Genomic DNA, 25,637 nt, shown 5'->3' with positions numbered 1-25,637 from the left:
ACCGCACTGACGTTTCATGGTCCAATGTGAACCGCGTTTCGTTCAGTGCAAATGAGATGATACACCCTGAGGCTTTTTTTGTCTACATCTTCTTTTAGATTGTATCGGTATATATTTGCAATCTTTTAGATTTATCATTCGTGCGGTCAAAAGTAATCAACCGCCGATGGTCGTTGTCACGGAGCTTAATAATCGAAGGCACGTGAGGGGCCCGAAAAAGTCAGTTTTCGGGCCCCTCACGCGCCTATTTTTGCACGAATTTTTTCGTTTCAATTTTCGTTGTCACGCTCGCCCAACTCGCCCGAGCGGATGGCTAAGCGCTCGATGCCGCACGCCCTGCCGTCTTCGTCGTCAATCTCGACGATAACGCCGTTCAGGCGCACGTCTTCCTCGGCGACTTCGAATTTAGCCGGCAAAGAGGTGAGGAAACGGGGCAAAACGCTTTCGTAGGTCATGCCGATAGAGCTGCGGAAAGCGCCGGTCATGCCGACGTCGCTGATGTAGGCGGTGCCGCCGGGCAAAATCTCTTCGTCGGCGGTCTGGACATGCGTGTGAGTTCCGACAATGGCGGAAACCCGTCCGTCAAGGTACAGTCCCATGACGCGTTTTTCCGAGGTGGCTTCGGCGTGGAAATCGACGAAGACGGGGATGTCGCCAAGTTTCGGCAGCAGTTCGTCCATGGCGTGGAAGGGACAATCGGTGAGGGGCATGAAAACGCGCCCCTGGATGTTGACGACGCCCAGTTTTTTGCCGTTTTTGTTCGTCAGAATCGTCCAGCCGCGGCCGGGCACGCCCTGCGGGTAATTGAGGGGACGAAGGACGCGGGGTTCTTCATCCAAAAGAGGAAGGAATTCCTTTTTATCCCAGATGTGATTGCCCGAGGTGATGCCGTCTACGCCGGCGGCAAAAAACTCGTTCATGATCTTTCCGGTGATGCCGCGGCCGGCGGCGCTGTTTTCGCCGTTCACAAGGACGAAGTCGAAAGGGCCTTTCAGGCGGCGCAGTTTGGGCAGCATGGCGAAGAAGGCGTTTCGTCCGGGGCTGCCGACGATGTCGCCGACAAAAAGTATTCTCATGGAAGGAGCCTACTTGGCGAGGTCGGAGGCGCGGATCTCCTTGATGGCGGTGACCTTGATCTGGCCGGGATACTTCAGTTCCTCTTCGATCTTGCGGGCGATGTCGTAGGCCAGCTTGGCCACGGAAGCCTCGTCGGGAACGCTGGGCGCGACCAGCACGCGGACTTCGCGTCCGGCCTGGATGGCGAAGGCCTTGCTGACGCCCTTGAAGCCGTTGGCCACGGTTTCGAGCTTTTCAAGGCGTTTGACGTAGGCGTCGATGCTCTCGCGGCGGGCGCCGGGGCGGGCCGCGCTGATGGCGTCGGCGGTGGCGACGATGACGTCGTAAATGCTCTTGACTTCCATGTCTTCGTGGTGCGAGCCGATGGCGTTGATGACTTCGGGCGGTTCGCCGTAGCGCTTGGCGAGGTCGGCGCCGATCAGGGCGTGCGGCCCTTCGATCTTGAAGTCGACGGCCTTGCCGATGTCGTGGAGCAGCCCGGCGCGGCGGGCCAGCTCTTCGTTGACGCCCAGTTCGGAGGCGATCATGCCGGAGATGTACGCCACTTCCATGCTGTGCTGAAGGGCGTTCTGCCCATAACTGTAACGATAGCGCAGCTGGCCGATGGTGCGGACCAGCTCGGGATTCATCTGTTTGATGCCGAGTTCCATCAGCGTCTGATCGCCGGCGTCGGCGATGGACTCCTCCACTTCGGCGGTCGCCTTGGCGACCAGTTCTTCGATGCGGGCGGGATGGATGCGGCCGTCGACGACCAGTTTTTCGAGCGACAGACGGGCGATCTCGCGGCGCACGGGGTCGAAGCAGCTCAGCGTCACCGCTTCCGGCGTATCGTCGACGATCAGGTCGACGCCGGTGGCCGTCTCGAAGGCGCGGATGTTGCGCCCCTCGCGTCCGATGATGCGCCCTTTCATCTCGTCGTTCGGCAAGGACACGGTGCTGACGGCGACGTCCGAGGATTTTTCCACGGCGCAGCGCTGCACGGCGGTGACGATGATCTCGCGGGCTTTCTTGTTCGCGTCGCGCTGGGCCTGCGCTTCCATTTCCGCCAGCCGCAGGCCGATCGCGTGCTGAGCGCTGTCTTCGACTTCGTGAAGCAGCTGCGCGCGGGCCTGGTCGCTGGTCATCTGGGCGATCTGTTCGAGATCGGTGACGCGTCTCTTGCAGAGCTCGTCGGCTTCCTGGATCTTCTTTTCCAGATCGTCCTGACGGGTCTTCATCTCGTCCTCGCGGTGCTGGAGTTTTTCCAGCTTGCGGTCGAGTTTCTCTTCTTTCTGTTCCAGAAGGCGTTCGGTGCGCTGCAGTTCCACGCGGCGCTCCTTCGCGTCGCGTTCGGCTTCGAGACGGACTTTGGAAGCTTCGTCGCGCGCCTCCGAGACCAGCAGCTTGCTGTCGCGCTCAGCGCTGGACCGCGCTTCCTTGACGATGTCCTCCGCCTGAGAGCGCGCTTCCGCCACCTTGCGCGCGGCTACGCCCTTGGCGATGAACATCCCCGCTCCCGTGCCCCCGATGATGCCGAGGAACACTCCAAGTACCAGATACATACTCAAAAGTTCTCACTCCTTACGAATTTGTCAATATAAAATCGCCCCGCCCATTTTCAGGCGGCAGCGGAAGCCGGCATTCCTTCGAAAATAAATGAAAACATATGTTTGAGGGGAACGCGGGCTTGACAAAAATCTGCCTGTAACGTTTTTTATTTTACAGTTATCTGCGAAACTTCACAAGGGGAAAACGTAAAAATTTCCCCATAAAAAGGCCGGAAAAATCTTCGTGCGTTTTCGGATATCCATCGTTTACAACAACGGAAGCCCATGAGAAAAAATTTCCCATGGGCTTCCGCGGATTGTTCCGTGCCGTTATTCATCACCGTCGTCGGATTCTTCGCCGAGGCTGTGAAAATTTCCAAATTCCTCACGTAACTGCGCGAACGCCTCGCGGACGGCGGCCGGCGAAAAACCGCGGCGGCGCAGGCGAGCGTCGAGTTTTTGCGGCGTCATGCCGCGCTGATTTCCCCACTGGCGCGCCAGGCGCAGCGCCCGCTCGGCCTCGTCGATCCCGCTCTCCGCAAGGGCGTCGTCGATATCGGCATGGCTGACGCCGCGCGCCCTCAGCTCGTCGCGCAGGCGGCGCAGGCCGAAGTCGCGCTTGGAATCGACGTAGAGCAGCGCGTAGGCGCGGTCGTCGATCATGCCGATCTCCTCGAAACGGTCCAGCAGCTCCGCCGCTTTCTCCTCGGGGCAGCGGCGCTCGCGCAGTTTCCACGCCAGCTCTTTGCGCGTGCGCGGGGTTGAAACGAGGCGGATCAGTACGGACTCCCACTTCATGTCTTCGTCGTCGGGCAGCGCGGGAAACGGCAGGGCTCGCTCCTCTTTCATCAGGCGGTCCTCGCGATGTCGAGCATGCGCCCGTAGCGGCTCAACACGGCCTGCATGAGCAGCGGGAAGCTCTCGTAGGGATCGCCTTGCGCGATCAGAGCGAAGGCTTCCTGGCGCGCGACTTCCATGACGGCGCCGTCGCGGATCAGGTCGGCGACGCGAAAGTCCGTCAGGCCATGCTGACGCACGCCGCAGAACTCGCCCGGGCCGCGCAGCTGCATGTCCGCTTCGGCGATCGCGAAGCCGTCGCTGAGGGAGCAGAATTGATCGAGGCGGTGCTCCGCTTCGGAATTTTTCGGATCGGCGTAGAGGATGCACCATGATTTGGTGGGGCCGCGGCCGACGCGGCCCCGCAGCTGATGGAGCTGCGAGAGCCCGAAGCGCTCGGCGTTTTCCACGACCATCACCGTCGCGTTGGGGACGTCGACGCCGACTTCGATGACGGTCGTGGAAGCGAGCAGGTCGATGTGCCCCGCCGAAAATTCGGTCATGACGGCGTTTTTTTCTTTTTCGCCCATGCGTCCGTGGAGCATGGCCAAACGCCGGTTCGGGAATTCGCGCCGGAGCTTCTCGAAGCGCGACTCCAGCGGCGCGGCGTCGAAGTTCTCGCTCTCCTCGATGAGCGGGCAGACCCAATAGATCTGACGTCCGGCGGCCATTTCGCCCTCGAGGAAGCGCAGCATTTTCGGCAGGCGGTTGTCGCCGATCCACACGGATTTGATGGGCTGGCGGCCGGACGGCAGCTGGCGGATCGTGGACACGGCCAGGTCGCCGTAGACCGAAAGGGCCAGCGTGCGCGGGATCGGCGTGGCCGTCATCACCAGCGTGTGCGGCGCTTCGGCGCCGGCTTTGCTGTTCAGGGCCTTGCGCTGGAGCACGCCGAAGCGGTGCTGCTCGTCGATGACGATCAGGCCGAGACGCTTGAAGCTGACGGCCTCCTGGATCAGCGCATGGGTGCCGACGACGACGCGCAGCGTGCCGTCGGACAATTGTTCGTGGATTTTTTTCTTCTCGGCGGGCGCGACGCCGCCGGTCAGCAAGCCGACTTCGACGCCCAACGGCGCGAGCCACCGGTTCAGCGTCAGCGCGTGCTGCTGGGCAAGCACGGCCGTCGGCGCCATCATGGCGGCCTGCACGCCCGAGTCGAGCGCCTGCAGGAGCGCCATCACGGCGACGACGGTTTTTCCCGAACCGACGTCGCCCTGCAGCAGGCGGTTCATGGGCACGGAGCGGCGCATGTCGTCGGCGATTTCCTGCGCGACGCGGCGCTGATCGTCGGTGAGTTCGAAAGGAAGTTCGGCGAGGAACTTCCGCGTCAGATCCGCCTGCCCAGCCAGCGCCGGGGCTTTCTTTTCGAGGCAGCCGCGGCGGTGGCGCAGCGCCAGGCCGACCTGGAGCAGAAAGAATTCCTCGAAGACGAGGCGCTGCCGCGCGGCGCGGAAGAGCGCTTCGTCGGTGGGCTGGTGCATCTGGCGCACGGCGGAAGCGGCGTCGATAAAATGGAACTTCTCGACGATCGGCGGCGGCAGGATATCGGCGATCGTCGGGGCCAGCGTTTCGAGCACCGTGTCGATGACGCGGCGCAGCCATTTTTCGTTCAGCCCGGCCGTCGCGGAATAAACGGGCACGATGCGCCCCACGCTGCGCGGGTCGCTGCCGTCGAGGATCTCGAACTCGGGATTGAGCAGCTCCGGCACGGGGCGGCGCGGCTCCAGCGAGCCGTAAAGCGCCAGTTCCATGCCTTCCCGTAAAATCCTGCTCAGGTTCCAGCGGTTGAACCACAGGGCCCAGGCCACGTTTTTGCCGTCGCTGAGGCAGACGCGCGTGATCTGCATGCGGCGGTTGCTGCGGGCCACGCGCTGTTCGATGGAAACAACCCGGGCCCGGAAGGCCTGAGGCGGCCCGCCGGGCGCAAGATCCTGGATCGTCACAACCTGCCGCCGGTCCTCGTAGCGCCGGGGGAAAAAATACACGAGATCTTCCGCCGTCGCGATGCCGAGACGCTGAAGCAGCAGGGCCTTCGCCTCGCCGATGCCGCGGATCGCCGTCACCGGGTCGTCAAGGCGGAGGAAGCCCCGGTTCATTGATCTTTCTTCTCCTGCAGGCCGTCGAGCAGCATGTTGTACCGCAGCACCGCGGCCTTGGCGTCGGCGACGAAATGCTCTTTCGAGCGGCGCAGTTCCTCGATCTCGCCGAGAAGCTGCGTTTTCTGCGCGACGGCGTCGGCCAGGATTCCTTCGGCTCTCGCTTTCGCCTGCGCGAGCACGGCTTCGCTTTCTTTCTGGGACGAGGCGAGGAAGTCCTCGGAAGTTTTTTTCGCCATGGTCAGCGCGTTCTGCAGCGACACCTTGAGCTCGTCGTTCTCTCTGATGGTCGTCTCCAGCTCGCGGATGCGCATCTGGTCGGTGGCGTGGAGTTCGGAATATCGCTGCAGCGTGTCGGCGACGCGGTCGAGAAACTCGTCGACTTCGTCGGCCGCATAGCCGCGCAGGCCCCGCGAGAAAACGACGCCCTCCACGTCAACGACCTTCAGCAAGTCCAGGTCGTTTGCCATCCTCTATCGCTCCTGCCCGTTTTCTTCAGGCAGCCATTCGATCACGGAGTTCTTGTTCAGCGAAAGCAGCAGGCTCGTGCTCGTCACCGTGTAAAACGCGCCGTCGTGCATGCGCACGAAATCCGCCACGCGACAAACGATATCGGCGGCCGCCTTGCGGTCTTCCTTTTCGAAATCGAGCATCACCGTCTGCCCCTGTACGAGAGCGTCTTCGATGTCGTCGAGCATGGCGGCGGCGCCTTTTTTGACCAGCACCAGCGGCTGCGCCGTATCGTCCTGACGGCGCAGCGACTCGCCGAAGCGGCGCAGGCGGCTGGAAAAGGAGCCGGAAAAACCGGTCGCCTGACGTCCGCCGTCGCTCTCGAACTCCGCGGCTTCCTCGGATTCGCCGTTTTCTTTGACAGCGTCCGCGGCGGCGGCAAAAGCCCGTTCGTCTTCCACCGCAGCGGGAGCCGCTTCGTTTCCCGCCGCGGGGACTTCCGTTTCTTCCTCATCGTCGGGGACGACAAGGCGCTGGATCTTCTTCATATAGTCGGTACGACGCCTCTTGTTCCGGTGAGATTCCACCACTACGTCGCCGCTGTCGGCAAGACCGAGAAATGACAAAAGCTTGTTGGCCATGGGGATTTCCTCCTAACGATGTCCAAAGATTGCGGTGCCCACGCGAACTTCGGTGCTGCCCTGTTCGATCGCCCACTCGAAATCGCCGCTCATGCCCATGGAAAGGCACGGCAGATCGTCCGCGCTCAGGCGCAGACGGTCGCGCAGCTCGCGCGTGGCGTCGAAGGCGCCGCGGACCGCTCTTTCGTCGCCGCCGAGCGGACCGATGGTCATCAGCCCCTGAAGTTTCAGATGCGGGCATTGTCCTCTGACGAAATCCGCCAACGCGGGGACTTCCGCCGCCGGCGTTCCCGTTTTCGACGCTTCGCCGGAGCTGTTGACCTCAATCAGCACGTCCAGGCGCTTGTCCTTTTCGGCGCAGACGCGCTCGACCGCCGCGGCGATTCCCTCGCCGTCGATGCTTTCGATCACGTCGAAGAGCTCCACCGCCTTGCGCGCTTTGTTGCGCTGCAGGTGGCCGATCAGATGCCACACGGCGCCGAGCTCCGCGGGGAATCCGGGGATCTTGGCCTGTCCTTCCTGGACGCGATTTTCGCCAAAATGAGTCACCAGTCCGGTACGGGCCGCCGCGACCACGGTTTCCAGCGGTTTGGTCTTGCTCACCGCCAGCAGCGTCACCTCCGCCGCCTTGCGGCCGCTCCGCCGCGCCGCCGCTTCCATACGGTCCAGAATCGACCGGATCGACGCGAATATTTCAGACTCTACCATAACCGCACCCTCTTTTCTTCGGCATTTGCCGCTTCAAGTATAACAGGATTTCCGGCAGAAAGCCCCGAGGCGATAAAAAAACGGCCATCCTCGATGGGCTTTCCGGTGACGCTGCGGAAGACGAGCCGGTCTCCGACCAGCTCGAAAACGCCGTAGGTGCCGTGACGGATCGTCACCGCCGAGTCCGGCACCACCAGTCCCGCATCCTCGTCGGAACAGACGAGAAAGTCCACCTCGCGCGACAGCGCCATGTCCATGGGGAAATAGGGCATGTCGAGCGCCACTTTGGCACGCTCGTCGCCGTACTTCACGTACACGCGTACGCGCGCCGTCCACTTCGGCCCCTTCGACTCGCGGCGGATGGAAATGGAGCCGCGTTCCAGTCCGGCCCGCAGCCGGTCGGTCAGCTCAAGGTAAAAGATCGCGCGCGGCTCCTGAGGCAGATAGATCAGCTTGCCCACCGCGCGGACGGCCGTGTCGAGCGGCTTCAGATCCTCGATCCAGCGCAGCTCCGGCGCTTTGGGGAGCAAGCCGGAACCGAGCCACAGCGTCGGATAATCCCAGCGGTCTTCCGCGCCGTCGATGGCCGGCAAAAAGTATCCCCGCGCCGGCGTGCGGATCGTGATCGTGCGTCCGCGCGCCAGCACGGTCGCCACCACCTCGTCGTCGGCCACGGCCGCCAGCTTGCCGCCGTAAGCCAGCTGCACCGTGCCGGGCGACGGAGCGGTGAGCACTTTTTCGTGCCACAGCAGCAGCGCGTGAACCGGCTGCTCTTCTTCGTAAAAATAAGGCTGGGGCATGAACAGAGGCGGCATGGCTTCCTCCGCGCCCTGTCTCGCCCACAAAAAATAGAATCCGGCGGCCAGCGCACAGATGCCGGCGGCAAGGATGACGCGCAGAAAGCGGACGGGCCACGGTTCTTTCTTTTCAGGCGATTTTTCGGGGCGCGACGCGGAAACGTTTTCCCGCGGTTCCGGCGCGGCCGGACGAGGCTTTTCGCGTTCCGTTTTCGAAAACGGGACGCTTTTCGCCTCCGCCCCTTTTACGCGCTCCGCCCTGTCCGGCGTCTTTTCCTCCGCGGGACGGGGGCGACGGCTGATCTGCTCGCTCCGCTCCGCCCCGCCGCCTTCGCGCAGGTCCGGCAGCCTTGCGGAACGCTGCGGTCGCGGCCGTACGGGCCATTTGAGCTTTCCGCGGCCAGACGGGCTCGGATCGGCGGAAATGTCCTGCGCCGGCACGTCCGACGCCATACTTTTTCCCGGCACAATGTCGTTCAGGCCGGGGCTTCGCCGCGGACGCCGCGGCCACGTTACGGAGCCTCCCGTCGATGCCGGCGGGGCGTTTTTCTCCCCCGCTGCCGGCGCAAGCGGAAGCTCGGCCAGACGCTTGCGTTCCGTTTTCTCGCGTGTCCGTTTCGTCGATTTTACGTCATGTCGTCCCATTGCCGCGCCTCCGTACTAAACTGTCGCTCCAATCAATTTTTCATTGTAACGCAAAACGTCAAAAATTTGGAGATGGCAATGAGACGCCGCATCGTTTTCGCGGCGGAAGATCGCTTTTTTTCGCGAACATCCCCGCTTCACGGCGGCTGTTCTTATGCTATAGTATGGAAAATTCTCGAGAAGAAAAGGAGACTTCGCCGTGGAATCGCACGATGCTTCACCGCTGGACGCCGCGCCGGAGGCTGCACCCGAAGCGAGGGATTCTTTCCGCAGCGCGCTGTTCTTTCTGCTCTTTGCGGTCAGTCTGACGCTGCCGAATCTGGTGTATTCAGGGACGTCGTTCTTTCAGACGCTGCACCTGATGAAGTGGTGCTTCGCGCTGATCCCCGTCGGCCTGCTGGCGCTCTGCGCGGGCGGCCCGGCGCTGCTCGACGGGGAACGCGGCCCGCTGCGCCTCGACGTCATGGGGCTTTACTGGCTGCTCTACCTGGTTTTCGTGACGCTGCAGCCGTTGTGGGTCCCGCTTCGCTCCGTGCCCGGCTGGCGGCGCGAATGGTTCTTTTTCGCCGGCTGCGTCGTTTTTTATTTGACGGCGTTCTCCTTTTTCAGGGAAAGCTGGCTGCGCCCGATCCTCTGGCTGGCGGCGCTGAACGCCGCGATCAACGGCATTTTCGCCGAGCTGCAGGTGCGCGATATCGTCGCGCCGCTCTGGGGCATGAAGCTGGTCATGCAGACGCCGGGGCACTACATCGGCAACACGGGGCAGCAGAACATGTTCGCGCTGTGGCTGGCGCTGGCGCTGTTCTCGTCGCTGTTCCTCTTCGTCTGCTACGGCGGTCTTTTCGCCAAAAATCTCCGGAACAGGATCATGATCGCCGGCAATCTGCTCTTCTACGTGGTCATGTCCTGGTGCCTGATCCGTTCCACGAGCCGCTCGGGGATTCTCGCCTTCTGGGTGGGAGCGCTGACGATGGCGCTGATGATCTTCTTCACCTCGCGGGACCGCGGTCAGCTCAAACGCGCCGCCCTCGGCATCGTCTTGTTCTTCGGCGTGCTGGGCGCGTTCGTTCTCGCCGACACGGGGCGGGGTTTTGACTTTTTGCTGAAGACGCGCGACATGATCAAAAATATCGCCGACGTCGCCGCCCGCCGGGAAATCTGGCAGACGTCGTGGCAGGTCGGCGCGTTTCGGCCGCTGACCGGCGTCGGCCTGGGACAGTTCAAATGGCACTACCTTCAGGGGCAGCGCGTCGCCATGACGCTTGATCCTGCCATGAAATGGCAGTTCACTTACTGGGCGCACAACGAAATCCTGCAGTGGTTCTGCGAGTTCGGCCTGGGGGGCGTTGTGTCGCTGCTGCTGGCCGCTCTGGTCTGGCTGGCGGCGCTGTGCCGCTACGTGCGCCGCCGCCGCGGCCGCCGCCTGCCCATGGAGTTCCTCTGGGGAAGCTCGTTCCTGTTCCTCGTCTGGTTCGACGCGCTTTGGACGCGCCCGTTTCACCGCATCGAAAATTCGCTTTGGGTCGCCCTCGCCTTCGCGCTCTGCAGCCGCCACCTTTTCTGGGGCGAAGAGGGCGTGTTCGCGCTGAAGAAGGTGCCTTCGCTGTTCTATCGTCTGACGGGAGCCTTCATGCTCGCCGCGGCCGTGGGCGGATTCTGGTTCGGCATCGACGGCGTCCGCGCCGACCGGCTGCTGCGCCGCGCCGAGAGCTTCACCGACGACGCGGAGGAAAAAGTCCGGCTCATCAGCGCCGCCCGGCACAGCCCGATGGTGCGCGACCTGGCGGAGCACGAGCTGGCCATGCTGCGCCTTCGCCTCGGCGAAAAGCTCGGCGACCGCGAGATCATCGCCGACGGCCTCAATCGGCTGATCGCCTGCTTCGTTCAGCAGCCCACGGCACGGGATTTCGCCACGCTGATGGACTACGCGCGCCGCTCCAACATCGCCTCGCTGCTCGAATTTCTCGAACCGTACGCGCCGCCCGCGGGCGCGGCGGCAGGTTGACCTCCCGCCGCTCGCAAAAATATTCGCACAAAAAAACCCGAGCCGGAAAAAACCGGTTCAGGATTTTTGATTGCGCAGCGGGAACCCACAGGCGTCGCCGCGGCTGACCGCCAGACGGCGCCCGATGTTTTTCAGGCGCAGGGCAAGAGAATCGCGGCATTCGGCCGCTTCTTCGCCGGTGCAGATCTTGTCGTCGTACAGGGCGTAATCCCGGCGCACGGCCTGCGGCGAAAGGTTGGGCATGACGACGTTGGCCCCGGCCAAAATGCCCAACTCGCGCCCGTCCGCCGCGATCGTGCCCAGCGCCGTCGTGGCGGGGATCAGAGCTTTGGGGAAAAACAGGCGCAGCAGCGACAGGCACAACAGCGTCAGTTCCAGCGCGCCCGCCGGCGCGTGCCCGAAGGGCGTGTCGCGCTGGGGAATGAAAGGGCCGATGCCGATCATCTGCGGCTGAAGCGCCTTGAGGAATTGAAAATCGGCGACAAGATGCTCGGGACGCTGCCCGGGCGAACCGACCATGAACCCCGAACCGACCTGATAGCCGAGGCGCTTCAGCGTCCACAGGCAACGCCTGCGGTTTTCCGGGCGCTGCCGCAACGGGTGGAGCATACGGTAATGTCCGCCGCAGGCCGTCTCGTGGCGCAGCAAATAACGTTCGGCCCCGGCTTCGAAAAACATCCGATAGGCTTCGTCGCTGCATTCTCCCACCGAAAGCGTCACGGCGCAGTCGGGAAACTCGCGGCGCACGGCGGCCACCAGCGGCGCGATGCGCTCGGGCGGATACTGCGGATCCTCGCCGCCCTGCAGCACAAACGTGCGGAACCCCAAACCGTAGCCTTGCCGGCAGCAGCCGAGGATCTCCTCCTCGCTGAGGCGGTAGCGGCGCACGGCGCCGTTGCCGCGGCGGATGCCGCAGTAATAACAATCGTTGCGGCACTCGTTGGTGAATTCGATCAGGCCGCGCGTGTACACCTCGTCGCCGTAACAGGCGCGGCACAGAGCGCCCGCCGCCTCCGCCAGCGTGCGGCGCAGTCCGGGCGAATTGTCTTCGAGCAGCGTCTGCAGATCCCGCGGCGGCAAATCGTGCTCCGCGATCAGGCGCGTTGCGATCGCCTGGATTTTTTCATTCATGGCGGAACTCTCTTCCGGCTCTCGACGGCTGCCGACTGGGGATGCCGGCCGGCGCGGCGGGGATCTCCCTTTTCCTTCCGAACCGCGCGAACGGAAAGGGCCCCGTCAGCGACGAAAGCGCCAGCGGAAAAATCCACGGTCCCGGCAGCCCCGCCCCAAAGCCGTCCTGTTGCCGTTTTTTCGCCATCGCACCTCGCCCCCCTCCCGACGAACATTATCACAAAATCCAGTCGATGTCGAACAAACCGACACAAAAGCGCCGGCGTTTTTTCCCGTAGGGTCGTTCCGTGTGGAACGATCCTACGGGAAAAAACAAACATTTCATCGTTCGGCGTCCGCGCGCCAACGGGAAAGCGTTCCGTTATTTTTGTCGTATACAAAAAATGACAAATCGTATTTTATTATTAATTTCGAACAGAAGAAATATTTCATCTCCGATTTTCTATAGTCAGAGCTAAAATTATTTTGTATAATCAAATTATGCACTAATTGCGCTAAGGTCCTGAGAACTTCTCTCCGTCGGAGCGCAAATGAATCGACTCTCACGCCGCAGGCATGAGAGCGAAATTTTTGAGGAGGTGTTTTTTCATCATGAGCAGCACTTGGAATGGCAATTTCAGCTACAAAGCGATGCACACGCGCCCTTCTCCCGTCCGTGAGATCCTGGCGGTCATCAAAAAGCCCGGCATGATCTCCTTCGCCGGCGGCATGCCCGCGCCCGAGGTTTTTCCCGTCAACGAGTTCTACGAGAGCGCCCACCTGCTCAAGGACAACGGCACCGAACTGCTCCAGTACGGCACCACCGACGGCAACCCGGCGTTGCGCGAGTTTCTGATCGACTTCACGGCCCCGCGCCTCGGCCGCAAGGTCGGCATGGACCAGATTTTCCTGACCACCGGTTCGCAGCAGGCGCTCGACCTGTTCGCCTGGGCCATGCTCGACCCCGGCGACGTCGTCATCACCGAAGATCCGTCTTACATGGCCGCCATCACCGTGTTCATGAATCACGGCGGCGTGTGCCGCGGCATCCCCTGCGACGCCGACGGCCTTCAAGTCGAAAAGTTGCCCGCCCTGATCGAGTCGCTGCGCGCCGAGGGCAAAAAGGTCAAGTTCATTTACACCATCGTCAACTTCCAAAACCCCGGCGGCATGACTATGGGCGTCGAAAAGCGCAAGAAGCTGGCGGCCATCGCCGAGGAGTACGACATCGGCATTTTCGAGGACGATCCTTACGGCTACGTGCGCTATGAAGGCGAGCACCTGCCCTCCATCTTCTCGTTCGACAAGGTCGGCAACGTGCTCTATGCCGGTTCGTTCTCCAAGATTCTGGCCCCCGGCACGCGTACGGGCTGGGTCATCGGCGACCCATCCATCGTCCGCAAGATGTGCGTCTTCAAACAGAGCACCGATCTCTGTTCCAGTTCCGTCGATCAGGCCCTGATCGCCGAGTACTGCCAGAAAGGACATCTTGTCAGACATCTGCCCAAGATCATCGACAACTACCGCAGACGCCGCGATTCCATGGAAGAGAGCATGAAGCGCCATCTGTCGCCTCTCGGCGTCACGTGGGTCAAGCCTCAGGGCGGCTTCTTCTACTGGATCAACGTCCCCGGCGTCAACACCGACGAACTGATGAAACGCGCGCTCGAGAAGAAGGTCGCCTTCATCCAAGGATCCGCCTTCGCCGTCGAGCCCGGCGCCTGCACCAACAACGCCCGTTTGAACTACACCTACTGCTCGCCCGAGGTCATCGAAGAAGGCATCGCCCGCGTCGCCGCGGCAATCCAGGAGATGAAGAGCGAAGCCGAGGGGATCAAGGCTTAGTTCTCCGCAATCGTTTGGGAGGGGAAATTCCCCTCCTTTTTTAAAAGGCGCTTGGAATTTTTCGTGAAGAGTCACCGTCGGCGCAAAGGAGATTATTCGTGAGAAAACTCTTTTTTTCGATGTTTTTAGGGATCCTGACGGGCGGGATTTTCGCGGCGTCGGCCTCCGCGTTTCATTACGAAAACGGCCGTTTCGGCTATGGCGTCGACGTGCCGGAGGGATTCGCGCCGCAGCCGGAGGCCGAAAACGGCGACGGACGCGTTTTCATCAGTCGCTCTCCGCAGGGAGAGATCGCCGTCTGGGCGCAGTACAACGCGCTCGAACAGACGCTCGCCGAGGCAGCCGACTTCGCCGCCGGAGAGCGCGTCATCGCTTACCGGCGTCTGAACGGGAAACAGAACTGGTTCGTGCTGTCATGGCTCGACGACGAAGGAAAGGTCGTCTACTTGCGGCAGCAGCTCAGCGGCGACACGATCTACGCGCTCCGGTTCACCTACCCTCAAAGCGAACAAAAAGCGTTCGATACCATCATCGCGAATACGGTCACGTCGTTCAAAATTCCGCCGGCGAACCGGTAGTTCCCGTCGGGGCCGCATTCCCCCGCCGTGCGGCGGAGGAAGCTCCGAATGGAATATTTCAACTCCAGGAGGGATGCATCATGCGCAAATTTTTGACGGTGCTTTTGGCGACGGCGTTCCTGTGCGCAGCCGGTACGGCTTTCGCGGCGGCGCCGTTCCACATCGGCGTCTGCACGGAGACCGTCTCGCAGGCGGAAGACAACCTGCGCGGCGCCGAGGAACTGATCCGCCGCTACGGCGAAGTGGCCGACGGCGGCTACATCAAGCACGTGACGATGCCGGACAACTTCATGGCCGAGATGGAGACCACCATCAGCCAGATCGCGGCCTTCGCTGACGATCCGCTGATGAGGGTGGTCGTGGTCATGACGGCCGTCCCGGGCACGACCGAGGCGTTCCGCCGTATCCGCGAAAAGCGTCCCGACATTCTGCTCTTCGCCGGTCAGCCGCAGGAGGATCCCGGCGTCATCGAGAGCATCGCCGATCTCGCCACCAACGTCGATTCGATCACTCGCGGCTATCTGATCATCTACGGCGCCAAGAAGCTGGGCGCCACGGATTTCGTGCACATTTCCTTCCCGCGCCACCTCAGTTCCGAGCTGATGCTGCGCCGCTTCAACATCATGAAGGCGGCCTGCGAGGACATGGGCATCGCCTTCCATGCCGAGACGGCGCCCGACCCGATGAGCGACGTCGGCGTAGCCGGCGCGCAGCAGTTCATCCTCGAACACGTGCCCACGTGGCTTGACCGTTACGGCCAGAAGACGGCGTTCTTCTGCACCAACGACGCTCACACCGAGCCGCTGCTCAAGCAGATCGCCGCGCTCGGCGGCATTTTCGTCGAAGCCGACGTGCCTTCGCCGCTGATGGGCTATCCCGGCGCGCTGGGCCTGGATCTTTCCAGCGTGGCCGGTGATTTCCCCGCCATCCTCAAACGTATCGAAGAAGAGGTCGTCAGGCGCGGCGGCGCAAAGCGCATGGGCACCTGGGCCTATTCCTCCGGCTTCACGGCCGTGGTCGGGCTCGCCGAGTACGGCAAAAAATGCGCGGAAGCCGGCGTCAGCGCCCAGAATTTCCGCCGCCAGTTCAAGGCCGACGACCTGTTCGCCGTTTACGCGGCCAACACGCCCGGCGCCAAGTGGAACGGATCTTACTACCGCGACGCGCAGACGGGGCTGGAAAAGAAGAATCACCTGCTGGTCTATCAGGACACGTACGTGTTCGGCCAAGGCTACCTGGGCAACACCGAGCTGCCGATCCCCGAGAAATATCTCGCGATCAAATAAGATCTCTTAAAAAGATCGCGCCGCAATACTGATTCTTTACTAAAACGACGAATGTTCTCCAAGCCCCAGGGAAGATCTACAAAGCGAGTTGCGCAGGCCGCGCAGCGGTCGAGACAGTCCTGAGCGACTGGACGCCTTCGAAGAGCGAGGCAACTCGTTCGTCGTTTTCCACCAAGAGTCGGTAGAGAAACTCGGACGTTTCCTCTCGAACTCCTTCCCCGTTCCCCCTCGCCCCAGGAGACTCGGAGATTGAAAGCCCCTAGGATGTGAGATCATATGAACTCGAAGAACAAGGAAATTATCGTGATGGGTTTCGGTTTGTTTGCCATGTTTCTCGGCGCGGGCAACATTATTTTTCCTCCCTATATCGGAATTATCTCCGGCACAAAGTGGCCCACAGGCCTCTTAGGCTTCGCAGTCACGGGAATCGGAATGCCTTTGCTCGGGCTGCTTGCCACATTCAGAGCCGGGGGCAATATCGACAAATTTGCAGGGAAGGTCAGTCTGCCTTTTGCAAAGGCTTTCAATTTTGCCATCCTTCTGTGTATCGGGCCGCTGTTTGCCATTCCCCGGACGGCAGCGACGACCTTCGAGGTGGGAATCCTTCCCCTTTTGGGGGCCTTTGACCCGGGGAGTATTCTGGGCATTTCCTGGAGCGCGATCGCGGTTTCCCTAATCTTCTTCGCCGTCACGCTCTATTTTTCTCTCAATCCTTCCCAGGTGCTTGACCAGATTGGGACATACTTCACCCCTTTTTTAATTCTGATGCTGGGCTTCATCATCGTCAAGGGAATTCTCGTGCCTATCGGCAAACCGGCCGCTCCTGTGGTCGACAACGCCTTTGCTCTCGGTTTCACCGAGGGCTACCAGACCATGGACGCTCTTGCCTCAATGGCCTTTGCGAGCATCATCATGGCTGACATCATGGGCCACGGTCACGGCAATACTAAGGAAGGACTATCAATGGCCGTCAAGGTCGCTCTCGTTTCCATGCTGGGCTTCCTCTTTGTCTACGGAGGGCTTGTCTACCTGGGAGCTTCGGGGGGAGAGAGCTTCGCCAATACGAAGGACGGGCACACCGCCATCACGGTCAGACTCGTGGACGCTATCGCCGGCGACACCGGCAGATACGCCTTGGCCAGCGCCATGACCTTCGCCTGTCTGACCACAGCGATCGGTCTCACCACGGCGGTGGCGGGATATTTCGAAAAGCTCCTGGACAAACGGCTCTCCTATAGGGGCCTGGTCTGGATCATCGTCACCGCCAGCGCCGTCCTTTCGGTGTACGGGGTGAGGCACATCATCTCTTTGTCCGTACCGGTCCTGTACGCTCTTTACCCTGTGGCCATCGTCCTGATCCTCCTGAACTTGTTTGATCGGGGAATCACCCCCGGGGTCTACCGAGGAGCCGTCGTCGGAGCTTTCCTCATAGGGATCCTCTATGGCTTACAGCATGTGAGCACAGTTGCTGACCAAGCCAAAAATATGCTGGCCGCCATCCCGCTTGGGCAGGAGGGCTTTGCCTGGATCTTTACGAGCGCCCTCGGCGGAATCGCCGGAGCAGCCTGGACAAGGAGACGCCGCAAAAACGCAGCGCCCGAAAAATAATACTCGTTCTTTAGTAGAATGACTCGACTGTGAAAGCTCGGTGCCCCGCGAAGGTCCCGTCGCTCAGAACTGTCTCGACCGCTGCGCGGTCTGCGCAACTCGCTTTGCGTATTTCCTTCGGGGCGCTCTTGCTGTTTGGTATTTCGGAATAGTAGCAATCGCTCAAGACGGCGGCGTTCCTGCCTGGGACGCCGCCGTTTCCCGTCTCGTTTTCGCGCCTCGGACGCCGCCGGACGGAACGGCGCGCGGACGGCGGCAAGATCTCGCTTGAGCCTTCATGGATTTGTCGTATAATGGAGCCTGTCGGTCTCTTCGTTGTGCAAAGGACGCCGCCGTCATGTGAACGGCGGCCGGAAGTTCTCCGCGCGTTTCGCGGGCCGCCCGCGCGGGGACGGCGGCACTGAGCCTTGTGGGATCACAGCATATCGCCGGCGCGGGACCGGCGAAAGGCGCGACGTGCTTTCAGCGCGGCCGAAAAAACGGAGGAGGTTCTCGCCCATGAAAAACATGGACCGCCGCTTTCGCCAGGCCAACTTCGAAGCCCTGTGCTCCATAGTCTTGGCGCTGTCGTTCTTCGTCTGGTGGTACGCTTTCGCCTACGGGCTGGGGTCGGGGGATCCCGCGCGCTACCGCTTCGTGTTGGGGCTGCCGGAATGGTTCTTTTACAGTTCCGTCGCCGGCCCGGCGCTGTTCTGCGTTTTGGCGTGGCTGATGGTGAAGTTTTTGTTCAAAAACGTCTCGCTGGCCCCGCACGAGAAGGAGGACGCCGCCCATGATTAACTGGCCGCTGCTGACTCCCGTGCTCGCCTATCTGGCCGGCGTTTATCTGCTGGCGCTGTACAGCGGCGCGCGCATGGGCAGGAGCAAAAATTTCCTCAGCGAATACTTTATCGGCAGCCGCAGCATGGGCGGCTTTGTGCTGGCGATGACACTGGTCGCCACCTACACGTCGGCGTCGAGTTTCATCGGCGGCCCCGGCGTGGCCTACAGGACGGGGCTGGGCTGGGTGCTGCTGGCGGTGATTCAGGTGCCCACGGCCTGGCTGACGCTGGGCGTGCTCGGCAAAAAGTTCGCCATCGTCGCCCGCCGCATCGACGCGATCACGGTCAACGACTTTCTGCGCGAGCGCTACCGCAGCCCGCTGCTGGTCGTGGTCGCTTCCGTCAGCCTGATTTTGTTCTTCCTCTCGGCGATGACAGCGCAGTTCATCGGCGGCGCGCGGCTGTTCGAGACGATCACCGGCCTGCCCTATCTGTGGGGGCTGGTCATCTTCGCCGGCACGGTCATCCTCTACACGACCGTCGGCGGCTTCCGCGCCGTGGCGCTCACCGACGCGCTGCAGGGCATGGTCATGATCCTCGGCACGATCGCCATGATCTGGGGCATTTCCGTTTCCGGCGGCGGCATGAAGGCCGTCATGGGCAAGATCGCCGCGGCCGATCCGGCGCTGCTCACGCCGTTCGGCCCGGATAACTTCATCGCCAAGCCGTTCATCCTTTCCTTCTGGGTGCTGGTCTGCTTCGGCACGGTTGGCCTGCCGCACACCGTCGTGCGCTGCATGGGTTACAAAGATTCGCGGTCGATGCACGGGGCTATCGTCATCGGCACGTTCGTCGTCAGCTTCATCATGCTCGGCATGCACCTCTGCGGCGCGCTCGGCAGCGCCGTGCTGCCGGGGCTGGAGGTGCCCGATTCGATCATGCCGCAGCTGGCCGTAAAGGTCCTGCCGCCGGCCGTGGCGGGCCTGTTCCTGGCGGGGCCGCTGGCGGGCGTGATGTCCACCATCGACTCGCAGCTGATCCAGATGTCTTCGACCATCGTCAAAGACCTTTACATCAACTACGTCGATCCGGCCGCCGCCGGCGACGAACGGCGCGTCAAAAAGCTGAGCTTCTTCAGCACGGCCGTCCTCGGCGCGGTCGTGTTCCTCGCCGCCGTGCGGCCGCCCAGCCTGATCGTGTGGCTGAACCTGTTCGCCTTCGGCGGCATGGAAGCGGCCTTCCTCTGGCCGCTCGTGCTCGGGCTCTACTGGCGGCGCGCCAACGCCGCCGGCGCGCTCGCCTCCGCCGTCTGCGGCGTCGGCTGCTACTTCGTCATGGGCGCGTGGCTGAAGAATTTTTACGGCATGAACGTGATCGTTCCCAGTCTGATCATCGGGCTTTCCGCGTTCGTCGCCGTCAGTCTGCTCACTCCCCCGCCGCCGGCCGACGTGATCGACACGTTCTGGGGCGAATAGCGCCGCGAAAAAAACAAAGAGAACTGTTCCACGTGGAACTATGCACGTCGATCCCCGATGAATACCGCTTCATCGGGGATCGCGCTTTTTCACATTTGTTTTTTCCCGCGTCTTTTCATGGTGGATTTTATCGGAAAGCGCTATAATCGGTGTCGGTACGAGAATTCTTGCGATTCAGGGAGGTTTTTCCCGTGACGTTCGACGTCAAGAAGCAGTTCAGCGCCGCCGCGCTCGGCATTCGTCCCTCGCCGATCCGCGACATGTTTCATCTGCTCCGTCAGCCCGGCATGATCAGTTTCGCGGGCGGCATGCCCGCGCCGGAAGTGTTCCCCGTGGAGGAATTTTACGCCGGCGCGTCGGTCCTGCGCGAGCAAGGGCGCGACGTCCTCCAGTACGGTACCACCGAAGGCTATCCGCCGCTGCTGGACTTTCTCCGCGCCCGGATGGCGCCCCGTCTCGGGCGCGCCGTTTCGCGCGACGAGATCCTCGTCACTTCGGGCAGCTCGCAGGTCTGCGACCTGTTGATCCGCGCCACCGTCGACCGCGGCGATTACGTCGTCACCGAGGAGCCGACGTTTCTCGGCAACTCGCTGAACATGTACAATCAAGGGGCGAAGTTCATCACCGTCCCCTGCGACGGCGACGGCATGATGGTCGATCTGCTCCCGGAAAAGCTGGACCGGGCTCTCGCCGACGGCCACAAGGTGCGTTTCGTTTACACGATCCCCAACTTCCATAATCCCTCAGGTGTCACGCTCTCGCTCGGGCGCCGTCAAAAACTCGTGGAGATCGCCCACCGCTACGGCCTGATCATCATGGAGGACGACCCGTACGGCAGCGTGCGCTTCGAGGGCGAAGACTTGCCGACGCTCTGCTCGCTCGACGGCGAGGGCTGCGTGCTGTACGCCGGCTCGTTCTCCAAGATTCTCGCGCCGGGCACGCGCGTGGGCTGGTGCGTCGGCCCCGCCGAGCTGATCCGCACGCTGGCGGTCTTCAAGCAGGGGGCGGACACCAGCACCAGCGGCGTGTCGCAGGCGCTGGTCTACAAATACTGCGCGTCGGGCGCGCTCGACGCCAATCTGCCCAAGATCGTCGACAACTACCGCCGCAAGCGCGACCTCATGGAAGCGGCGCTGCGCAAATATCTGCCGCCGGGCGAAGCGGAGTGGGTCACGCCGCACGGCGGCTTCTTCTACTGGATCACGACGCCGCGCATCGACGGCCGCGAACTGTTCGAAAGGGCGATCGCGCGCAAAGTGGCCTTCGTCGTCGGCGGGCCGTTCTTCCCCAACGGCGGCGGCGAGCACAGTTTCAGGATGTGCTTCACCTTCGCCACGCCCGAGCAGACGGATGCCGGCGTCAAAGCCCTCGGCGAAGCGATGCGCGAGCTGCTGCCCGCCGCGTCGCGCTGAACGAACGACAAAAACGCCTTTTCCACATCCGTGCGGTGGAAAAGGCGTTTTTCGTCATGCAAAATATTTCAGCGGCCGTAGGCCATGTCTTCGAAGCGCGTGTACTCGCGCAGGAAGACGAGCTTCACCTTGTCGGTGGGGCCGTTGCGGTTCTTGGCGATGTCGAGCGAGGCCGAGTTGTCGTTGCGGCCTTCCGGATCCTTGGCGTAGTAGCTCTCGCGGTACAGCAGGGCGACGAGATCGGCGTCCTGCTCGATGGCGCCGGAATCGCGCAGGTCGGAGAGCTGCGGCGTCTTTTCGTTGCGGCTCTCGACGGCGCGCGACAGCTGCGACAGGGCGATGACGGGCACTTCCAGCTCGCGGGCGATGGCTTTCAGCCCGCGGGAGATCTCGGCCACTTCGTTCTGTTTGCTGTCCATGGTGCGGCTGGCGTTCATCAGCTGCAGGTAATCGACGACGATCAAGCCCAGTTCGCCGTGTTTGGCCTTGAAGCGGCGGGCGCGGGCTTTCAACTCGATCGTGGAGAGGATGGAGCTGTCGTCGATGTACAACGGCGCTTCGATGAGGATCGAGGCGGCGTCCTGAAGGGCCTTCCAGTCGCCGCGCGCGAACGAGCCGTTGACCAGTTCCTGAAGGTTCATGCGCGCTTCGGCGCCCAGCAGGCGCAGGGCCAGCTGCTCGGCCCCCATTTCCAGGCTGAAGACGAGCACGGGCAGCTGCGCTTTGACGGCGACGTTGCGCGCGATGTTCATGGCCAGGGCGGTCTTTCCCATCGAGGGACGGGCGGCGATGATGTTCAGCGCGCCGCGCTGCAGGCCGCTGGTGAGCCGGTCGATGCCGATGAAGCCGCTGGTGATGCCGGTGATGCCGGTGTCCTCGCGGTTGAAGGCTTCTTCGATCTTGTTGAAGGTGGAGGGCATGACGTCGCGCAGACTTTTGAAGTTGGCCTCGTTGCGCTGGCGCGACACTTCGAAGACGAAGCGCTCGGCGTCCTCCAGCAGTTCGCTCAGGTCCTTGCTCTCGTCGTAGCCCATGCGCACGATGGCGTTGCCGGCGCTGATCAGGCGGCGGTGGATGGCCTTGTCGCGCACGATGCGGGCGTGATAGGCGGCGTTGGCCGCCGTGGGCACGCTGTCGATGACGGCGGCGAGGAACGCCTGCCCCCCCAGCTTCTCGAGCAGGCCGCGGTTCTGCAGCTCGGCGCTGAGCGTGAGCATGTCCACGGGGCGGCTGCTCTTGACCATGTCCATGATCACGTTGAAGACGTCGCGGTAGTTCAGGTCGTAAAAATCGTCGGGCGACAGAAACTCGGTGACGTCGACCAGCGCTTCGCGGTCGAGCAGGCAGGCGCCGAGGACCGCCCGTTCGGCGTCGAGATTGCTCGGCGGCAGGCGGTCGAAGATCTCGTCAGGCACGGCCTTACTGCTGTCCTTCCACGGACAGCGTCATGGCGCACTCGACGCCGGCGTAGAGCTTCAGCGTCAGCGGATAAGCTCCCAGCGCCTTGACGGCGCCGTCGATCTTGACGTTTTTCTTGTCGAGTTTCACGCCGTACTGAGCTTCCAAAGCTTCGGCCACCTGGGCGGCGGTGACGCTGCCGAACAGCCGTCCGCCTTCGCCGGCGCCGACGCTCATCTTGATGACCTTGCCGGCGATCTTCGCCTTCACGGCTTCGGCTTCGGCGGTAAGCTTCAAGTCGCGGCGCTCGGCCGCGGCGGTCTTGTCTCTGAGGATGTTGACGTTCTGCGCGGTGCCCTCCACGGCAAGCCCGCGCGGAAACAGAAAATTGCGGGCGTAGCCGTCGGAAACTTCGACGACGGCGTTCTTTTTGCCGAGCTTGCGCACATCTTCCTTGAGAATGACTTTCATGAACGATCGCCTCCAAAACGATATCTTAAATTCCAGCACATATCGATGATTCCCGCGAAGGTCGCGAGCGGCGACAAGAACGGGATAATCGTAATCATCACGAGTATGACGTTGCGGACGAAGCGGGGCAGGCCGCGCCCGTCCATGAACCACGCCGCCAGCGACATCCCTTGGATCAGAAACAGCGTGCGCACGAGCAGCTCGAGATTGAGCCCGACGCGAATGAGAAATCCGGCCTGCGCCGGATAGTTCGCGCCCGCCCACGTGCACAGCAGCCCGACGAAGAAAGCCCACATCAGGCTTGAAGGGAAGCGCCAGCGGTCAAAAGGCGGCAGCTTGGGCAGCTCGACGCGGTCGAGACGCCTCAGCACGCGCCCGGCGATCCAGTAGCAGGCGGCGCTGTCGATCACGGCCACGATAATGAAAACGGCGGGGACGATCAGCGGCATGATCTTCATGGTCGCCTCGAGCTGCGCTTTGACGGCGGCCGACTGTTCGGCGCCAATGGGCAGCTTCAGCATCATGTCCATTATCTTCTGGGCGCCGCTCATGTCGAGATTCATCGGGTTGAGCCCGGTGACGTAAAAGAGCAGAACGGCCATGATCAGCTTGCAGCCCAGCGAGACGAGCGAGCTCCACCCCAGGATCTCGACGGCGGACCGCTTCAGCTCGATGATGCGCCCCATGCTCAGCCCCAGCAGGGCAAAGCCGAGAGCATAGGACAGCGCGGCGATCGGACCGCCCCAAAGCAGCACGAGAACGAAGCCGACGATCAGCGACGCAAAGCCGAGCCGCAGGTCGTGACGTATTTCCAGGATCACCAGGGGGACCGGGCTGAGCAAAACCAAGAGCAGGCCCAGCACGGGAATGTCCGCTCCAACGTACAGAATGACCGACAGCCCCGTGAGGAGCGCCGACTCTACCAGGCTGCGCGCCTGTGTCATGTCCATTTTCCCCCTTTTATGATTGCAGGCTGAACGGGGCAGCCGCAAATTTCAACAGATGGTGTAAAAAAAGAGAGAGGAAGACAAGCATCCTCTCTCTGTGCGTGTGTACGGTTACTCGGCGGTATAGGGCAGAAGAGCCATGAAACGAGCGCGCTTCACGGCGATCGTCAGCTGACGCTGATGCTTGGCGCAGTTGCCCGTGACGCGGCGGGGAATGATCTTGCCGCGCTCGCTGACATACTTCTTCAGGCGCTCCACATCTTTGTAATCCACCTCGTCGAGCTTGTCAACGCAGAAAAAGCAAACCTTCGGACGGCGCTTGCCGCCGCCTCTCTTTCTCATCGGACCGGAAAAAGGCATCGGAATAACCTCCTTTACGAAAAACAAAACCAGGGTGCGCCCCTGTTCAATGCTTCGCAGCGCCCGCGGCGCGCGAAGCGCGGCCTTTAAAAGGGAATGTCGGCTTCGTCCTCGGGCGCCGCGATGTTGGGCGCGCCCGAATCGAGCTCGGAGATATCCATGGGGAAACTGTCGTTGGCGCCGAAGCCGCCCTCGTTTTGCGGCGGCTGGGAATCACGGTAGCTTTTCGGCGCGCCGCCGCGGGCGGATTGGTAGGAACCGCCGCCCTGGCTCTGGTAGGAACCGCTGCCGCCGTCCTGCCCGCCGTAAGGCGCCGATCCGCCCTCATCGCGGCGTCCACCCACGAACTGGAAGTTGTCGGCCACAATCTCGGTGACGTAGCGTTTCTCGCCCGTCTTCGCCTCGTAGGAACGCACGTTGATGCGTCCCTCCACCAGAATGCCGCCGCCCTTTTTCAGGTAGCGTTCGCAGACTTCGGCGCCCTTGCCCCAGACGACCACGGGGATAAAGCAGACCTCCTCGCGCATTTCGCCGTTCTGGTCTTTCCAGCTGCGGTTAACGGCCACGGAAAACGACGCCACGGCACGCTGCGTGGCGGTGTAGCGGATCTCCGGATCACGAGCCACGTTGCCCATGATGATAGCTCTGTTATACCCTCGCATCGGACGACACCTGCCTACTTTCCGTCCGCCGCGACGTTGAGATGACGAACGACGAGCGGACGCAAGCTGAGAACGCGGCCAAGCTCCTTGAGCTGATCGGGCTCGATCTTGAACTCGATGACGACGTAAATGCCTTCGGTCAGCTTCTTGATCTCGTAAGCAAGACGGCGCTTACCCCAAACATCGGTCTTCGCGACCTCGCCGCCAAGTTTGACGACGAGCTCCTCGATAGCCTTGACTTCCACGCTGTGGTCCTCGACGGTAGGATCGATGATCACCATCATTTCGTATGAACGTACCACGCGCAACACCTCCTCCCTCTGGACTGTCGGCCCCTCATGGGGCAGGGAACTGCATTTAGTGATTATACATTACTTGACCATGCCGCGCAAGCGGATTTCTTTCGTCTCCGCGAAAACGGTGTAGTGTTACAAAAGAAGTGAGACTGAAGCAGATATACAAAAGCGGTTGGTTCCTTTAGAATGTAAGTCACCACAACCAAGCATCCTAAGGAGGGCCCAACCGCCATGAATACTATAACACAAACCCGGCGATATCTTCCACACGAACTCCACACTAAATATCATGCCTGTCAACTCTACCGCTCCACAAAAGATGTCAGCTTTGTCTGCAGGCGTTACCACGTTTCCAGGGCTTCTCTGTTTCGCTGGATCAAGGTCTTCGACGGCACTCAAGAATCTCTTCAAAACAAGTCTCACAGGCCGATCACGCCGCATCCCAAAGCTCATACGGAGGAGGAGCTGTCCTGGATTCGCAACCTTCACCGCAGGAATCCGAACATCTCCCTCTGCGAGCTCTATGGCAAGCTCCGAATGGAACACGGCTACGATCGCCATCCCGGTTCCCTGTACCGCGTATTTAAACGCCTGGGATATTCCAGCAGTGCTCCTTCGACTCGGAAGCCCTACAAACCCAAGCCCT

Annotated in this window: 24 protein-coding genes and 1 pseudogene; 9 read left to right on the top strand and 16 right to left on the bottom strand. The window is 61.9% G+C overall.

What is annotated here, in order from left to right; genetic code table 11:
- Positions 1-269: 269 nt before the first annotated feature.
- From HMPREF7215_RS02180 to HMPREF7215_RS12255, 8 genes and pseudogenes are all read right to left on the bottom strand, one after another.
- Entirely contained in the window at positions 270-1,076 is an 807-nt protein-coding gene (locus tag HMPREF7215_RS02180) for a TIGR00282 family metallophosphoesterase (protein ID WP_009163966.1), read from the bottom strand.
- A 9-nt stretch (positions 1,077-1,085) separates the two neighbouring features.
- Positions 1,086-2,618, bottom strand: coding sequence for a ribonuclease Y (gene rny / locus HMPREF7215_RS02175; protein WP_009163965.1), 1,533 nt, complete (start codon positions 2,616-2,618; stop codon positions 1,086-1,088).
- A 315-nt stretch (positions 2,619-2,933) separates the two neighbouring features.
- Entirely contained in the window at positions 2,934-3,452 is a 519-nt protein-coding gene (locus HMPREF7215_RS02170; RefSeq protein ID WP_009163964.1) for a regulatory protein RecX, read from the bottom strand.
- Positions 3,452-5,578 (bottom strand): annotated as a pseudogene (recG, locus tag HMPREF7215_RS02165) (ATP-dependent DNA helicase RecG); the annotation flags it as partial. The pseudogene recG and the gene HMPREF7215_RS02170, both read right to left, overlap by 1 nt.
- Positions 5,533-6,006, bottom strand: coding sequence for a DivIVA domain-containing protein (locus HMPREF7215_RS13765; protein WP_009163962.1), 474 nt, complete (start codon positions 6,004-6,006; stop codon positions 5,533-5,535). The pseudogene recG and the gene HMPREF7215_RS13765, both read right to left, overlap by 46 nt.
- Before the next feature lie 3 nt (positions 6,007-6,009).
- Complete coding sequence (locus HMPREF7215_RS02155) at positions 6,010-6,627, bottom strand: hypothetical protein (RefSeq protein WP_009163961.1); 618 nt, start codon at positions 6,625-6,627, stop codon at positions 6,010-6,012.
- A gap of 12 nt (positions 6,628-6,639) precedes the next feature.
- Positions 6,640-7,335: a YggS family pyridoxal phosphate-dependent enzyme gene (locus HMPREF7215_RS02150; RefSeq protein ID WP_009163960.1), complete on the bottom strand. Its 696-nt coding sequence runs from the start codon at positions 7,333-7,335 to the stop codon at positions 6,640-6,642.
- Entirely contained in the window at positions 7,329-8,777 is a 1,449-nt protein-coding gene (locus HMPREF7215_RS12255; protein WP_009163959.1) for an efflux RND transporter periplasmic adaptor subunit, read from the bottom strand. The genes HMPREF7215_RS02150 and HMPREF7215_RS12255 overlap by 7 nt, the downstream gene beginning before the upstream one ends.
- A gap of 199 nt (positions 8,778-8,976) precedes the next feature.
- On the opposite strand from HMPREF7215_RS12255, the gene HMPREF7215_RS02140 reads away from it, so the two are divergent.
- Positions 8,977-10,782, top strand: a complete 1,806-nt coding sequence (locus HMPREF7215_RS02140) for an O-antigen ligase family protein (RefSeq protein WP_009163958.1) — start codon at positions 8,977-8,979, stop codon at positions 10,780-10,782.
- A 57-nt stretch (positions 10,783-10,839) separates the two neighbouring features.
- On the opposite strand, the gene hydE is transcribed toward HMPREF7215_RS02140, so the two are convergent.
- Together hydE and HMPREF7215_RS02130 are read right to left on the bottom strand one after the other, a co-directional pair.
- A complete protein-coding gene (hydE, locus tag HMPREF7215_RS02135) occupies positions 10,840-11,913 on the bottom strand; it encodes a [FeFe] hydrogenase H-cluster radical SAM maturase HydE (RefSeq protein ID WP_009163957.1) in 1,074 nt (357 codons plus the stop codon).
- Positions 11,906-12,100: a hypothetical protein gene (locus tag HMPREF7215_RS02130; protein WP_009163956.1), complete on the bottom strand. Its 195-nt coding sequence runs from the start codon at positions 12,098-12,100 to the stop codon at positions 11,906-11,908. The genes hydE and HMPREF7215_RS02130 overlap by 8 nt, the downstream gene beginning before the upstream one ends.
- A 404-nt stretch (positions 12,101-12,504) precedes the next feature.
- Between HMPREF7215_RS02130 and HMPREF7215_RS02125 the strand changes: the two genes are divergently transcribed.
- From HMPREF7215_RS02125 to HMPREF7215_RS02095, 7 genes are all read left to right on the top strand, one after another.
- On the top strand, positions 12,505-13,737 hold the full coding sequence (locus HMPREF7215_RS02125) for an aminotransferase-like domain-containing protein (protein ID WP_009163953.1): 1,233 nt from the start codon (positions 12,505-12,507) through the stop codon (positions 13,735-13,737).
- Between the two features lie 98 nt (positions 13,738-13,835).
- Entirely contained in the window at positions 13,836-14,315 is a 480-nt protein-coding gene (locus HMPREF7215_RS12250; protein WP_009163952.1) for a hypothetical protein, read from the top strand.
- A gap of 80 nt (positions 14,316-14,395) precedes the next feature.
- Positions 14,396-15,601, top strand: a complete 1,206-nt coding sequence (locus HMPREF7215_RS02115; protein WP_009163951.1) for a DUF3798 domain-containing protein — start codon at positions 14,396-14,398, stop codon at positions 15,599-15,601.
- Positions 15,602-15,877: 276 nt separating this feature from the next.
- Positions 15,878-17,209, top strand: coding sequence for a branched-chain amino acid transport system II carrier protein (gene brnQ, locus HMPREF7215_RS02110; RefSeq protein ID WP_009163950.1), 1,332 nt, complete (start codon positions 15,878-15,880; stop codon positions 17,207-17,209).
- A 498-nt stretch (positions 17,210-17,707) separates the two neighbouring features.
- Positions 17,708-17,989, top strand: coding sequence for a YhdT family protein (locus HMPREF7215_RS02105; RefSeq protein ID WP_009163948.1), 282 nt, complete (start codon positions 17,708-17,710; stop codon positions 17,987-17,989).
- Positions 17,982-19,445 (top strand): sodium/pantothenate symporter, encoded by a 1,464-nt coding sequence (panF, locus tag HMPREF7215_RS02100; protein ID WP_009163947.1) that lies wholly within the window; start codon positions 17,982-17,984, stop codon positions 19,443-19,445. Before HMPREF7215_RS02105 ends, panF begins: the two co-directional genes overlap by 8 nt.
- Before the next feature lie 191 nt (positions 19,446-19,636).
- On the top strand, positions 19,637-20,857 hold the full coding sequence (locus HMPREF7215_RS02095) for an aminotransferase-like domain-containing protein (protein WP_009163945.1): 1,221 nt from the start codon (positions 19,637-19,639) through the stop codon (positions 20,855-20,857).
- 68 nt (positions 20,858-20,925) lie between these two features.
- On the opposite strand, the gene dnaB is transcribed toward HMPREF7215_RS02095, so the two are convergent.
- The 6 genes from dnaB to rpsF all read right to left on the bottom strand — a co-directional run bounded on the left by dnaB (position 20,926) and on the right by rpsF (position 24,997).
- Entirely contained in the window at positions 20,926-22,272 is a 1,347-nt protein-coding gene (gene dnaB / locus HMPREF7215_RS02090; protein WP_009163944.1) for a replicative DNA helicase, read from the bottom strand.
- Positions 22,273-22,276: 4 nt separating this feature from the next.
- Positions 22,277-22,726, bottom strand: a complete 450-nt coding sequence (rplI, locus tag HMPREF7215_RS02085) for a 50S ribosomal protein L9 (protein ID WP_009163943.1) — start codon at positions 22,724-22,726, stop codon at positions 22,277-22,279.
- Positions 22,723-23,670 (bottom strand): YybS family protein, encoded by a 948-nt coding sequence (locus HMPREF7215_RS02080; RefSeq protein ID WP_040550173.1) that lies wholly within the window; start codon positions 23,668-23,670, stop codon positions 22,723-22,725. Before HMPREF7215_RS02080 ends, rplI begins: the two co-directional genes overlap by 4 nt.
- Positions 23,671-23,784: 114 nt before the next feature.
- Positions 23,785-24,033, bottom strand: a complete 249-nt coding sequence (gene rpsR / locus HMPREF7215_RS02075) for a 30S ribosomal protein S18 (RefSeq protein WP_009163941.1) — start codon at positions 24,031-24,033, stop codon at positions 23,785-23,787.
- Between the two features lie 86 nt (positions 24,034-24,119).
- Positions 24,120-24,695: a single-stranded DNA-binding protein gene (locus tag HMPREF7215_RS02070; protein WP_009163940.1), complete on the bottom strand. Its 576-nt coding sequence runs from the start codon at positions 24,693-24,695 to the stop codon at positions 24,120-24,122.
- A gap of 14 nt (positions 24,696-24,709) precedes the next feature.
- Positions 24,710-24,997, bottom strand: a complete 288-nt coding sequence (gene rpsF / locus HMPREF7215_RS02065) for a 30S ribosomal protein S6 (protein WP_009163939.1) — start codon at positions 24,995-24,997, stop codon at positions 24,710-24,712.
- 225 nt (positions 24,998-25,222) lie between these two features.
- On the opposite strand from rpsF, the gene HMPREF7215_RS13060 reads away from it, so the two are divergent.
- A partial coding sequence (locus HMPREF7215_RS13060; RefSeq protein ID WP_462937954.1) for a transposase family protein occupies positions 25,223-25,637 on the top strand: 415 nt, incomplete at its 3' end.

The sequence above is a fragment of the Pyramidobacter piscolens W5455 genome (assembly GCF_000177335.1).
Classification (GTDB): Bacteria; Synergistota; Synergistia; order Synergistales; family Dethiosulfovibrionaceae; genus Pyramidobacter; species Pyramidobacter piscolens.
This window is presented reverse-complemented; position numbering and strand designations above follow the sequence as displayed.

Coding starts and splice junctions, on each gene's coding strand:
- HMPREF7215_RS02170 (WP_009163964.1), bottom strand. CDS start 3,452: ATGAAAGAGGAGCGAGCCCTGCCGTTTCCCGCGCTGCCCGACGACGAA.
- HMPREF7215_RS02150 (WP_009163960.1), bottom strand. CDS start 7,335: ATGGTAGAGTCTGAAATATTCGCGTCGATCCGGTCGATTCTGGACCGT.
- panF (WP_009163947.1), top strand. CDS start 17,982: ATGATTAACTGGCCGCTGCTGACTCCCGTGCTCGCCTATCTGGCCGGC.
- HMPREF7215_RS02155 (WP_009163961.1), bottom strand. CDS start 6,627: ATGGCCAACAAGCTTTTGTCATTTCTCGGTCTTGCCGACAGCGGCGAC.
- HMPREF7215_RS12255 (WP_009163959.1), bottom strand. CDS start 8,777: ATGGGACGACATGACGTAAAATCGACGAAACGGACACGCGAGAAAACG.
- HMPREF7215_RS02125 (WP_009163953.1), top strand. CDS start 12,505: ATGAGCAGCACTTGGAATGGCAATTTCAGCTACAAAGCGATGCACACG.
- HMPREF7215_RS02105 (WP_009163948.1), top strand. CDS start 17,708: ATGAAAAACATGGACCGCCGCTTTCGCCAGGCCAACTTCGAAGCCCTG.
- HMPREF7215_RS02115 (WP_009163951.1), top strand. CDS start 14,396: ATGCGCAAATTTTTGACGGTGCTTTTGGCGACGGCGTTCCTGTGCGCA.
- HMPREF7215_RS02130 (WP_009163956.1), bottom strand. CDS start 12,100: ATGGCGAAAAAACGGCAACAGGACGGCTTTGGGGCGGGGCTGCCGGGA.
- rpsR (WP_009163941.1), bottom strand. CDS start 24,033: ATGCCTTTTTCCGGTCCGATGAGAAAGAGAGGCGGCGGCAAGCGCCGT.
- brnQ (WP_009163950.1), top strand. CDS start 15,878: ATGAACTCGAAGAACAAGGAAATTATCGTGATGGGTTTCGGTTTGTTT.
- HMPREF7215_RS02180 (WP_009163966.1), bottom strand. CDS start 1,076: ATGAGAATACTTTTTGTCGGCGACATCGTCGGCAGCCCCGGACGAAAC.
- HMPREF7215_RS13765 (WP_009163962.1), bottom strand. CDS start 6,006: ATGGCAAACGACCTGGACTTGCTGAAGGTCGTTGACGTGGAGGGCGTC.
- HMPREF7215_RS02070 (WP_009163940.1), bottom strand. CDS start 24,695: ATGCGAGGGTATAACAGAGCTATCATCATGGGCAACGTGGCTCGTGAT.
- rplI (WP_009163943.1), bottom strand. CDS start 22,726: ATGAAAGTCATTCTCAAGGAAGATGTGCGCAAGCTCGGCAAAAAGAAC.
- hydE (WP_009163957.1), bottom strand. CDS start 11,913: ATGAATGAAAAAATCCAGGCGATCGCAACGCGCCTGATCGCGGAGCAC.
- rny (WP_009163965.1), bottom strand. CDS start 2,618: ATGTATCTGGTACTTGGAGTGTTCCTCGGCATCATCGGGGGCACGGGA.
- HMPREF7215_RS02080 (WP_040550173.1), bottom strand. CDS start 23,670: ATGACACAGGCGCGCAGCCTGGTAGAGTCGGCGCTCCTCACGGGGCTG.